The sequence below is a fragment of the Bradyrhizobium manausense genome, assembly GCF_001440035.1.
Lineage (GTDB): Bacteria > Pseudomonadota > Alphaproteobacteria > Rhizobiales > Xanthobacteraceae > Bradyrhizobium > Bradyrhizobium manausense.
Genome location: NZ_LJYG01000004.1, coordinates 1 through 11,659, shown reverse-complemented (window position 1 = coordinate 11,659; position 11,659 = coordinate 1). Strand labels below are relative to the sequence as shown.

11 protein-coding genes are annotated in these 11,659 nt (G+C 65.0%); 7 read left to right on the top strand and 4 right to left on the bottom strand.

What is annotated here, in order from left to right; translation table 11 throughout:
* Nucleotides 1-338: YkvA family protein (locus AOQ71_RS00600; protein WP_245316587.1), on the top strand; the 338-nt coding region annotated here is incomplete at its 5' end.
* Between the two features lie 65 nt (nucleotides 339-403).
* On the opposite strand, the gene AOQ71_RS00595 is transcribed toward AOQ71_RS00600, so the two are convergent.
* From AOQ71_RS00595 to AOQ71_RS00585, 3 genes are all read right to left on the bottom strand, one after another.
* On the bottom strand, nucleotides 404-1,558 hold the full coding sequence (locus AOQ71_RS00595) for a TAXI family TRAP transporter solute-binding subunit (protein ID WP_057740563.1): 1,155 nt from the start codon (nucleotides 1,556-1,558) through the stop codon (nucleotides 404-406).
* An 18-nt stretch (nucleotides 1,559-1,576) separates the two neighbouring features.
* Nucleotides 1,577-2,401 carry a hypothetical protein gene (locus AOQ71_RS00590; RefSeq protein WP_057740851.1) on the bottom strand — a complete coding sequence of 275 codons (825 nt, stop codon included), beginning with the start codon at nucleotides 2,399-2,401 and terminating at the stop codon, nucleotides 1,577-1,579.
* A 351-nt stretch (nucleotides 2,402-2,752) separates the two neighbouring features.
* Nucleotides 2,753-3,727 (bottom strand): NADPH:quinone oxidoreductase family protein, encoded by a 975-nt coding sequence (locus AOQ71_RS00585; protein WP_057740561.1) that lies wholly within the window; start codon nucleotides 3,725-3,727, stop codon nucleotides 2,753-2,755.
* A gap of 239 nt (nucleotides 3,728-3,966) precedes the next feature.
* Here AOQ71_RS00585 and AOQ71_RS00580 point away from each other — a divergent pair, with 239 nt between their 5' ends.
* The 6 genes from AOQ71_RS00580 (at nucleotide 3,967) to argG (ending at nucleotide 9,931) form a co-directional block, all read left to right on the top strand.
* Nucleotides 3,967-4,806 (top strand): SDR family oxidoreductase, encoded by an 840-nt coding sequence (locus AOQ71_RS00580; RefSeq protein WP_057740559.1) that lies wholly within the window; start codon nucleotides 3,967-3,969, stop codon nucleotides 4,804-4,806.
* 114 nt (nucleotides 4,807-4,920) lie between these two features.
* Entirely contained in the window at nucleotides 4,921-5,592 is a 672-nt protein-coding gene (locus AOQ71_RS00575; RefSeq protein WP_057740557.1) for an invasion associated locus B family protein, read from the top strand.
* Between the two features lie 169 nt (nucleotides 5,593-5,761).
* A complete protein-coding gene (gene rlmN / locus AOQ71_RS00570) occupies nucleotides 5,762-6,964 on the top strand; it encodes a dual-specificity RNA methyltransferase RlmN (RefSeq protein ID WP_057740555.1) in 1,203 nt (400 codons plus the stop codon).
* 126 nt (nucleotides 6,965-7,090) lie between these two features.
* Nucleotides 7,091-7,585: a hypothetical protein gene (locus AOQ71_RS00565; protein ID WP_057740554.1), complete on the top strand. Its 495-nt coding sequence runs from the start codon at nucleotides 7,091-7,093 to the stop codon at nucleotides 7,583-7,585.
* A 135-nt stretch (nucleotides 7,586-7,720) separates the two neighbouring features.
* Nucleotides 7,721-8,497, top strand: a complete 777-nt coding sequence (locus AOQ71_RS00560; protein ID WP_057740553.1) for a phosphatase PAP2 family protein — start codon at nucleotides 7,721-7,723, stop codon at nucleotides 8,495-8,497.
* A 96-nt stretch (nucleotides 8,498-8,593) separates the two neighbouring features.
* The gene (gene argG, locus AOQ71_RS00555) at nucleotides 8,594-9,931 is read left to right on the top strand and encodes an argininosuccinate synthase (protein WP_057740551.1); all 1,338 of its coding nucleotides are present in this window, start codon (nucleotides 8,594-8,596) and stop codon (nucleotides 9,929-9,931) included.
* Nucleotides 9,932-10,143: 212 nt separating this feature from the next.
* On the opposite strand, the gene AOQ71_RS42205 is transcribed toward argG, so the two are convergent.
* Nucleotides 10,144-11,659 (bottom strand): OmpA family protein (locus AOQ71_RS42205; RefSeq protein WP_083513839.1); only part of this gene is annotated, 1,516 nt, incomplete at its 5' end.

The following is an 11,659-nucleotide window of genomic DNA, read 5'->3' as shown; positions in this document are numbered from 1 at the left end:
TCGCGGAAGATCGTGACAGCGTGCGCCGCCGCTTCTGGCGCAAGCTGAAGCGCGTCGCCGCGCATCTGCCGTTCACTGAAGATCTGCTCGCGGCCTATTACTGCGCGTTCGACCGGCAGACGCCACGCCACGTCCAGGCGTCGCTCCTGGGTGCGATCGCCTATTTCATCCTGCCGTTCGACTTCATCCCCGACGTGATGCCGGTGCTCGGCTTCACCGATGACGCCGCCATTCTCGCCGCCGCCATTCGCATGGTCGCGAGCCACATCACGCCAGAGCACCGCGAAGCGGCGCGCGCTGCATTGAAGCGTGGGGTGGATGAGGGGGAGGCCGCCTAGCCGTCCCTATGTCGTCCTGGCGATAGCCAGGACGACTCTGAAAGAGATTCCACCGCGCCCCACCGCTACTTCTTCTCCGCCCGCGCCTTCTCCGCGTCCCACGCCTGGAATTGCCTGAACAGCGTTTCCCTCTCTGCGTCGGTCACTTTCGCGGCCGCGGGGGTTTGCTTCAGGAATGCCTCGAAGCGCTGCCGCGTCACCGGCTCGATGCCATGTTTGTCGAGCCATTGCTGTGCCACCGGCAATCTGTTCCAGCCGGACAGGGGGGCCGCCAGCGAGACCTCCTTCCACTTCGGATGGAAGGGCGGGTTCTGGAGCGCGGGGAATTTCGTGAAGAAGGCGTCCACGAACAGCGCGAGCTTGCGATAGCGCTCGGTGTTCGGGGCCCAATTATACGCGGCAAGCACCGCGGGCACCGCGATCGTGTCCACGGTCTCGCCCTCCTTGATCAGGTTCGGATAGTCCTTGGCGTTCAGCGTCGCCGGCAGATAGTCGCTCTGGAGCGGCTTTGCATAATCGACCCCCGCAAGATGGAAGCGTCCGTCATTGGCGAAGTTCGAGACCGATTTGTAAGGCTTGCCCCCGACCACGATGACGGCGTCGATCTCGCCGGCTTTCAGCTTCTCCATCGCGATGCGCTGCTCGACATAGACGAACTTGGCCTTGATCCCGAGCCGCTCGAACACGGTCAGCGCGGTGACGAAGGTGCCGCCGTTCGGCAGGTCCACGCTGACGGTCTTGCCCTCGAGATCCTTGAGCGTCGCGACTGACTTCGGCGCGATCACCTGCATCTCTTCATTGTAGAGCTTGGTCACATAGGTGAACTGCTTCTTGATATCCTTGGCAAAGCCCCTGCGTTCGAGATAGTCGAGCGTGTCGGCACGCACGACGCCGAGATCGACGCCCTGCAGGAACAGAATGTCGGCGACGCTCTGCACCGAGCCGCGGCCGACGATCGGCAGCACGCGGATCTTGTTGCCGTCGTCGAGCACGGAGGCGAGGTCGGCGCCGAACTGCACATAGGTGCCGCCGATCGTGCCGGTGATCAGTGTGACAGTGTTGGCGTTCAACGACTGCTTGGTCGAGGTCGAGCCGAACTGGAAGATGGCCTTCAGTCCGTCCGAGACCTTGGCCGGATCGTATTCGGTCTGCTCGGCGCGTGCCGCGAAGGCACAGATGGCCATGATGGCGGCAACCGCCATTTTCAAAGCGTTACGCATGATGTCCTCTAAAAAGCTCTAGTTGCGAAGCTGGGCGAGGCGCTGACCCGCCTCCGCCGACCCGAGTGCCGCGGCCTTCTGGTACCAGTCGCGCGCGGCGGCCGCGTCGCCGGCGATGCTCCGCGCGTCGCTGGTGCCCAGCACGGCCGGATCATAGGTCTGTCCCAGCAGGAACGCGGCCGTTGCATCCTGCGCATTGGCCGCGCGTTCGAGCAGCAGACGGGCTGCAACGATATCGCCGATGCTCAACAGGCTCTTCGCGCGCGTCATCAGCCCGGCCAGCGTGTCGGCGTCGAGCGTCTTGACGGGCGCAGGCGGCGCAGCGACGGGTGCGGGTGCCTGGGCTTGCAGCGCCGACTGATAGGCGGTCGCGATCGCTTCGCGGCTCGGCGTTGACGGTGGAGGGAGGTCTTGGGTGTCGGCGCTCGCCAGCTTGGTGTCGGTCACGCGGACCGGATCTTTGAGCGGGATCTGCCGTACGGCCGGCGGGCTGGTCGACGCCATGGCCTGCTCCGCGATGCCCACCCAGCGACCGGCATTGGCGGCCAAGAGGCCGCGAAAGTCGGACTGAAACAGTGTGACCAGAGCCGCCAGGGTGGATGCCGCCAGAACGGCCGCGAGAACACGCGGGACAAATCTGGAGCGCAACTCCACCGGCGCATATTCGCGTGGGTCCGGCACACCGAGCGGATCGGACAAGAAGAGTGGAATTGGATCGTCTTGTGAAAGATCAGCCCGCGCGGCGCGAGCACGGATAAAGGACGCGGTTGGCGGATGTGATGCGACTCGATTGGAGTCGAGCGCCCTCGACTCCTTCGACGGGCGATGCGCCGTCGTCTCCATGGTGATGCTCCCCATTACTACGCAACGCAGGGGCATTCCCGGCTTCAGTCTTCTTGCTTTTGTCCAGAAGTGTCCCGCAAATGGAACCGGTAAAACGCAGCTTGAATCAGCCCAAAAAACGACGGCGGTTTGCGCGAATCGGGAAAAAGTTGGGTTTGATTGGGGCGGCGCGGGGGAATGCACCGCAATTTCGGCGGTGATGGTTGAAGGAGGTTCAACCACACGGCGCCGCGCTCGAGCACAGCGTAGAGAGAGAGAGAGAGAGAGAGAGAGGACGCGCGATAACACACGCCAATGTCATCCCGGCTTTCGCCAGGACGACTTGGGGGCAGTCTTCGCTATTGCGTCACCTCACGGATGCAAGATCACCTTGCCCATGGCCTGGCGTCCCGCCAGCACCTTCAGTGCGTCGGCGGTCTGCGCCAGCGGGAAGGTGCGGTCGACATGCGATGAGATCTTTCCTTCCGCCGTCCATTTCACCAGCTTCTCGAGATTGGCGCGGTTCTTTTCCGGATTCTGCCGGGTCCAGGCGCCCCAGAACACGCCTCTGATATCGCAGCCCTTCAAGAGCGCGAGGTTCAGCGGCATCTTCGGAATGTCGCCGGCGGCAAAGCCGATGACGAGGAAGCGGCCTTCCCAGGCGATCGAGCGCAACGCCTGTTCGGCATACGCACCGCCCACCGGATCGAAGATGATGTCGACGCCCTTGCCGCCGGTGAGCTTGCGCAGGCCTTCCTTCAGATCTTCCTTGGCGTAGTTCAGCGTCAGCTCGGCGCCGTGCGCTTTGGCGAATTCGAGCTTCTCTTCGGACGAGGCGCAGGCGATCACCTTCAGGCCCATCAGCTTGCCGAGCTCGCACGCGGCAAGGCCGGTGCCACCGGCAGCGCCGAGCACGGCAAGCGTCTCGCCCGGCTTCGGGCTGGCGCGATCCTCCAGCGCATGCAGTGCGGTGCCGTAGATGATGATGATGCCGGCCGCGCGGTCGTAATCGAGATTGTCGGGGATCTTCACGATCCCGGCTGCCGGCAGCGCGATCTTTTCGCGCGCGCCGTTGTGACCACACGAGGCGACCACGCGATCGCCGACTTTGAGATCAGTCACGCCGGATCCCACGCTCTCGATCACGCCGGCGACCTCGGCGGCGGGCGAGAACGGGAACGGCGGCTTGATCTGGTACTTGCCCTGGATCATCAGGATGTCGAAGAAATTCAGCGCCGCCGCCTTGATCGCGATCACGGCCTCGCCGGGACCAGCCACCGGATCCGGCACATCGGCGAGCACGAGATCGTCGGGCTGGCAATATTGCGAGCAGAGGATGGCTTTCATGGCGGCACCTTCTTGAGAAGTAAGTTCTGGAGCGTTTCGCGTGGAATTATAGTTGGGCCGGTTTTGCCGGATTTGGCGCGACCGGACAATCCGGATTCTTTGTCTGAGGCTATGTTCAGCCTATCCTCGTCATTGCGAGCGCAGCGAAGCAATCCAGAGTCCGTCCGGCGGAAATAGTCTGGATTGCTTCGCTACCGCTCGCAATGACGGAGCAAGCAGAAACAGCGAGGATTCAAACGATGTTTGAAACAGGTCTGCTTAGGGACAAGCGCATCCTCGTCACCGGCGGCGGCTCGGGCCTCGGTGCTGCGATGGGGCGCCGCTTCCTCAGCCTCGGCGCCGAGCTCGTGATCTGCGGCCGCAAGCTCGACCGTCTCGAAGCGACCGCGAGCGAGATGCGCGCAGAGACCGGCGGCAAGGTCACGACCATCGCATGCGACGTTCGCGATGGTGCCGCGGTCGACGCGATGATGGACGCGATCTGGCGCGAGGCGCCACTCGACATCCTCGTCAACAACGCCGCCGCGACCTTCATCGCGCAGAGCGAGCATCTGTCGTTCCGCGCGGCCGATGCGATCCTGGCACCGACGCTGCATGGTGCGATGTACTGCACGCTCGCTGCCGGCAAGCGCTGGATCGATGGTGCGCACAATGGTGTCGTGCTCTCGATCCTCTCGACCTCGACCATCACCGGCCGTGCCTTCACGGTCCCGTCCGCGATGGCGAAGTCGGCGGTGCTGGCGATGACCAAGAGCCTCGCGGTGGAATGGGGCCCGAAGGGCGTCCGCACCGTCGCGATCGCGCCGGGGCCATTCCCGACGCCGGGCGCATCGGGGCAGCTCCGCCCCGAGGGCCGCGACGAGGGGTGGACCACCCGCAACCCGCTGGGACGCGTCGGCCAGCATAGCGAGCTTGCCGACCTCGCCAGCTTCCTGGTCTCGGATCGCGCCGGATACATCAACGGTGAGATGGTGGTGATCGACGGCGGCGCGCATTTGCGCAGTTCCGGGGCCGAGGACCTGTTGCGATGGACTGAGGCGCAATGGGCGGAACAGCGCGCCGCGCGGTCCAAAAGCTAACCGTGGTTTCCCGCTAACTGCCTTCCCAAACTGGACTTTCCCGGTTATCCCTGCGCGGGGACAAATCGCCGCCGGGCCATCTTCCAGTCACAATATTGAGGGAACCACTCCAGCATGTGGCGGGCGCTCTTTTTTGCTTTGATGACCGGCGTGGCGGCGTGGGGGTTGGGTGAATCCGCGCGCGCCCAAACCGCGCAACCGGCGCCGAAGGCGGCGGCCAAGCCAGCGGCACCAGCCGCCAAGACTGAAGCCAAGTCCGAAGCCAAGACTGAAGCAAAGACGGCCGCCAAGCCCGAGAGCAAGCCGGCCGGCCCTGCCGCGGCAGTCGCGGGTGGCGCTGAGCCGACGCTGATCGGCCAATTCGGCACCTGGGGTGCCTATGCGGCGACACCCAACGGCAAGAAGGTCTGCTTTGCGTTGGCAAAGCCTTCTTCGTCGAAGACAAATCCGCCGAACCGACCGCGCGACCCCGCCTATGCCTTCGTCTCGACCCGGCCGGCCGAGAAGGTGAACAACGAAGTTTCCGTAATGATCGGCTACGCGCTGAAGCCGGGCTCGGAATCGACCGTCGAGGTCGGCGGCGCCTCCTTCGCGATGTACACGCAGGGCGACGGCCTCTGGATCAAGAACGCGGCCGAGGAGGAGCGGATGGTGGAGGCCATGCGCAAATCCGCCGATCTCGTGGTCAAGGGCGTCTCGGCCAAGGGAACGGAGACGACCGATACGTTCTCGCTGAAGGGTCTCGCCCAGGCCCTCGACAAGATCGCGCAGGATTGCCGGCGGTAAGGCTAAGTAATTGCCACGGTCGCAATCGGCGGTTCCGGTTGCTATATAAAGCCAGTTCCAGATCTCTTCCGTCATTCCGGGGCGATGCGCAGCATCGAACCCCGAATCTCGAGGTTCCAGGTTCAGCTCTTCGAGCTGCCCCGGAACGACCAACCCATTAGGCCCATCAATGCAACCGACGACCGAGCCGCACAACGCAATCCTGGTGGAGAAGACTCCGCTCGAAACCTATGTGCCGCCGGCAAAGCCGTCGCTGATCGGCCTGTCGCGCACTGAACTTGCCGACCGTCTCGGCGAGATCGGCGTCGCGCCGGCACAGCGCAAGATGCGCGTGCAGCAGCTCTGGCACTGGCTCTATTTCCGCGGCGCCCAGAGCTTCGACGATATGACCTCGATCTCGAAGGGCATTCGCGCCGAGCTGGCGCAGCATTTCACCGTCGACCGGCCCGAAGTCGTGGCCGAGCAGATCTCCAACGACGGCACCCGCAAATGGCTGCTGCGCCTGCCGAGCGGCGACGTCGTTCAGAAGGCGCATGAAGTCGAATGCGTCTACATCCCCGAGACCGATCGCGGCACGCTCTGCGTCTCCTCGCAGGTCGGCTGCACGCTGAATTGCTCGTTCTGCCACACCGGCACGCAGCGCCTGGTGCGCAACCTCACCGCCGGCGAGATCGTCGGCCAGATCATGGTCGCGCGCGACCGTCTGAATGATTGGGCTGACCGCGAGGACGGCACGCGCCGCGTCACCAATATCGTGATGATGGGCATGGGCGAGCCGCTCTACAATTTCGACGCGGTGCGCGACGCGCTTTTGATCGTCGGCGACAATGAAGGCATCGGCATCTCTCGCCGCCGCATCACGCTGTCGACCTCGGGCGTGGTGCCGAACATCGTGCGCGCGGGCGAGGAGATCGGCGTCATGCTCGCGATCTCCTTGCATGCGGTGCGCGACGAGCTGCGCAACGAGCTGGTGCCGCTCAACCGCAAATATCCGATCAAGGAGCTCTTGCAGGCCTGCCGCGATTATCCCGGAGCCTCGAACGCCCGCCGCATCACCTTCGAATATGTGATGCTCAAGGGCGTCAACGATTCGCTCGACGATGCAAAGCTGCTGGTGAAGCTGCTCAAGGGCATTCACGCCAAAATCAACCTGATCCCGTTCAATCCCTGGCCTGGCACCGCCTATGAATGCTCGGACTGGGACCAGATCGAAAAATTCTCCGAATACATCTTCAACGCCGGCTATTCCTCGCCGGTGCGCACCCCGCGCGGCCGCGACATCCTCGCCGCCTGCGGCCAGCTCAAGTCGGAGACGGAAAAGCTCTCGGCCCGCGAGCGCCAGGCGCTGCGCGCCATGGCGATGACGGATTGAGGATGACGGCGCTCTCAACGCTCGTCATGGCCGGGCTTGATCCGGCCATTTATGTTTTGAGCCCGTCATTCCGGGGCGCGCGAAGCGCGAACCCGGAATGACGGTGATACTCAAGGGGGCTCTCAGATGTCCCTGATCGGCCGCCTCATCGTCATCTTCATCGGCTTTCTCGCCGCCTGCTTCGTCGGCGGCATGATCGTCGTCGGCGCGCTGCTGTTTCCTGAGTTCTCCGATCTCGGCGCCGGTCCCGTCGATCAGGGCGCGATCGACATCCTGCTCGGCTTCGGCTTCATCTTCGTCTCCGGTTTTGCACTGGTGCCGGCGGCGGTGATCGTGGCGATCACGGAAGCGCTTTATATCCGCAGCGCGCTCGCCTATGCCGTCGGCGGCGGTCTCGTCGGCCTCGCCTGCTATCTCGGCCTCATCCCGTTCCATCCCGATACGTTTCAGTTCGAAGGCATCGTGCGCCGGCATCTGGAGATCATGACCGGCGCGGGCATCGTCGCCGGCGTCGTCTACTGGCTGATCGCCGGTCGCAATGCCGGCGCCTGGCGCATCCCGCCGGCCCCGCGCCGGCCGCCTCCGCCGCTGCCGTCGAATTCGCGGCTGGATGGGCGGTAGTTCATTCCGTCATTCCGGGGCGATGCGAAGCATCGAGCCCGGAATCTCGGGATTCCGGGTCTGGTCCTTCGGACCATCCCGGAATGACCATGGCAAGGGTTTCCATCCCGGCCCCACTCCGCTAAACCGCGCGCCATGAACCGGACTGGACTCTTCATCGCCCTGGCGCTGTGGCTCGTGATCGGCGTCGTTTTCGGCCTTTATCCCGAGCTCGATCTCAAGCTCGCCGCGCTGTTCTTCGATCCCCAAACCAAATCCTTTCCGCTCAAGCTGAATGAATGGGCCGCCATCGCGCGCGATGCTGCGATGTGGGTCTCCTGGGTGTTCGTGCTGCCGTCGCTGGTCGCGCTCGTGGTCAAGATGATCAGGCCCGACCGCCCCCTGATGGTATCGGGACGCGCGATCGTGTTCCTGCTGGTCACGATCATCATGTCGGCCGTGATTCTCTCCAACCTCACCTTCAAGACCTATTGGGGCCGGCCGCGGCCGGTGGTGGTGACCGAGTTCGCCGGCGATCAGCAATTCGTGGCGTGGTGGGATCCGCGCGGCGATTGCGAACGCAATTGCTCTTTTTTCTCGGGCGAGGGTGCGACGGCATTCTGGACGCTGGCCCCCGCCGCGCTGGCGCCTCCGGTCTGGCGGCCGCTCGCCTATGCCGGCGCGGTGGTGTTCGGCGCCGTAACCAGCGCCCTCCGCATGGCCTTTGGCGGCCACTTCTTCACCGATGTCGCAACCGCCGGCCTCGTGACTTTCATCGTGATCTGGTTCGCTTTCGCGTTGATCTACCGCTGGCCGCGGACCCGGTTCTCGGACAAGGCCGTCGATGCCGCCCTGACCCGGCTGAACATGCCCGCTTACCGGCTCCGCAAGCGCCTGTGCGGCCGCAAGACGGGTCCCGCACCCTCGATCTGAGGCCATTAAATGGGTGCCGAGACGTGCGAAATTTGATATTCGCGCGGTCACGTTCACCCTCACGTCAGCCCCTTGAAACCCCGAATTGGAAGCCCCATGACCACGATCCTGAAAAGCCTGCCCAAGGGTGAGAAAGTCGGCATCGCTTTTTCGGGCGGCCTCGACACCTCTGCGGCGCTGCTCTGGATGAAGCAGAAGGGCGCGCGCTGTTACGCCTATACCGCCAATCTCGGCCAGCCCGACGAAGCCGACTACAACGAGATCCCGCGCAAGGCGGAAGCGTTCGGTGCCGAGAAGGCCGTGCTGGTCGATTGCCGCACGCAGCTGGTACACGAGGGCATCGCCGCGATTCAATCAGGCGCCTTCCACATCTCGACCGGCGGCATCACCTATTTCAACACCACGCCGCTCGGCCGCGCCGTGACCGGCACGATGCTGGTCGCGGCGATGAAGGAGGACGGCGTCAACATCTGGGGCGACGGCTCGACCTTCAAGGGCAACGACATCGAGCGCTTCTATCGCTACGGCCTGCTGACCAATCCATCCTTGCGCATCTACAAGCCCTGGCTCGACCAGCAATTCATCGACGAGCTTGGCGGCCGCGCCGAGATGTCGGCATTCATGACCGCGCAGGGCTTTGCCTACAAGATGAGCGCCGAGAAAGCGTACTCCACCGACAGCAATCTGCTCGGCGCCACGCACGAAGCGAAAGATCTCGAAAGCCTCGACCGCGGCATCAAGATCGTCAACCCGATCATGGGCGTGCCGTTCTGGCGCGACGATTGCGTCGTCAAGGCCGAGAAGGTCGTGGTGCGTTTCGAGGAAGGCCAGCCGACCGCGCTGAACGGCAAGACCTTCTCTGATCCGGTCGCGCTGTTCCTCGAAGCCAATGCCATCGGCGGCCGCCACGGCCTCGGCATGAGCGACCAGATCGAGAACCGCATCATCGAAGCCAAGAGCCGCGGCATCTACGAGGCGCCCGGCATGGCGCTCTTGCATATTGCTTATGAGCGCCTCGTCACCGGCATCCACAACGAGGACACGATCGAGCAGTACCGCATCAGCGGCATGCGCCTCGGACGTCTGCTCTATCAGGGCCGCTGGTTCGATTCGCAGGCGTTGATGCTGCGCGAGACCGCGCAGCGCTGGGTTGCCCGCGCCGTCACCGGCGAGGTCACGCTCGAGCTGCGCCGCGGCAACGACTATTCGATCCTCAACACCGAGAGTCCCAACCTGACCTATGCGCCTGAAAGGCTCAGCATGGAGAAGGTCGAGGACGCCGCGTTTACGCCGGCCGATCGCATCGGTCAGCTCACCATGCGTAACCTCGACATCGCCGACACGCGCACCAAGCTCGGTCTCTATTCGAAGACCGGCCTGCTGTCCGGCAGCGAAGGCTCGCAGATTTTCCGGCTCGAGAGCGACAAGGGCTGACAGTCTCGTAGGCTGTTGTAGGGTGGGTTAGCTCCCGGCTGCGCGAAGCGCAGTCCGAGGGCGTAACCCACCTCTTCTGTTGCCGCGGATACCGACAGCGGTGGGTTACGCCAAGGGACTGCGCTTCGCGCAGCCCCGGGGCGAACCCACCCTACCAGAAAAACAAAAATGGCCGGGATCGCTCCCGGCCATTTTGCTTTGTGGCGATCGTCTCAGCGCGGCGGCGTGACGCCGGGCGGGGGCGGCGGCAGCGAGGCCGTGCCGCCATTGAGCAGCGGCGTGATGCGACGGATGGTGACGCGCCGGTTGATGCGGCTCGGACCGTCGGTCTGCTCCTTCAGGTACTGCTTGCCGTAACCCTGCGACGTCAGATTCTCGGCGGGCACGCCGAACTGCTGCGTCAGCAATTCGGCCGCGGCCTGCGCGCGGCGATCCGACAGCGACAGATTGTCGACGTCGTTGCCGACCGCATCGGTGTGTCCCTCGATCAGGAACACCTCGCGCGGGTTGCGCTGGATCGCACGATTGAGGCCGTCGGCGATCACCTGCAGCCGCGCCGCCTGATCCGGCGGAATGGTCCACGATCCGGTCTCGAAATTGATCGTGTTGACATCGATGCTCGGCATCGCCATGCGGACGTTCGGCGAGTAGCGGATCTCGTCGAGCGAATAACGCCGCTCGATCCGCTGCACCGGCGGCGCTTCCATGGTCTCGTAGATCACATCGGGCGTAGCCTCCTGAGCGTCGACGATGTAGCGATCGTAGGGAATGTTGACGACCGGCGGCGGCACGTCGACATAGAAGCCGCCCACCGACCGCGGATCGCGGTAGCTGTTGTCGATGATGACGAGCTCGCGCCCGCCGGGGTCCCTGCGGATCCGGCGCAGCAGCGAACCATCAGGGCCGACCACGGTGATCACCTCGCTGCCATCGGGACGGATCACGACGGTGCGGGTTTCGCCGCCGACGGTCTCGGTGCGGATGTCACGGGCACCGTAGCGGAAGCGGTAGAGATCGTTGCCGCGAACATATTCCTGACCGCTGGGATCGCGGATGATGATGCGATCCGGTTCGGTGTAGACGGTGCGGCCGCCTTCGACGACCTCCTGCCGCTGGTTGCGGTAGTCGGCGATGGTGGCGCCGATCACGGCACCGGCGACGACGCCCGCGCCGAAGGCGAGCGGCGTCAGGTCACGCTGCGGCGGGCGCGGCGGCGGCGGCAGCGGAGCGGCCACTGCCGGCGCTGCACGGAACGCCGGCGTTACCGTCGGCGGTGCGTATTGAGCCTTGTCGGGCGGCGGAGCCGCGGCCGGCGAAGCAGGGACGACTGTCGGAGCTGCGACGCCGGGCGGAGGAGCCGGGGGACGCGGCGCCGCGCCGGCCTGCGGTGCCGCAGGCGGTGCTCCGGCAGCGGGCGCCGTTCCAGCAGCGGGCGGCGTTCCACCTTGGCGTCCTGGCGTTGCGCCACCGGGCGCCGGCGTTGCCGTTGGAGCCGGAGTTGGAGTCGTTCCTGCGGCCGGCGGAGCGCCGGGGCGTCCCGGCGGCGTCGCGCCAGGCGCTGGCGTTGCTGACGGCGTCGGTGTGGCTGTCGGGGTTGGAGTCGGCGTCGGCCGGCCTGCCGGCGCTGCGGGCGTCGGTGTGGCCGTCGGGGTTGGAGTCGGCGTCGGCCGGCCTGCCGGCGCTGCGGGCGTCGGTGTGGCCGTCGGGGTTGGGGTCGGCGCCGGCCGG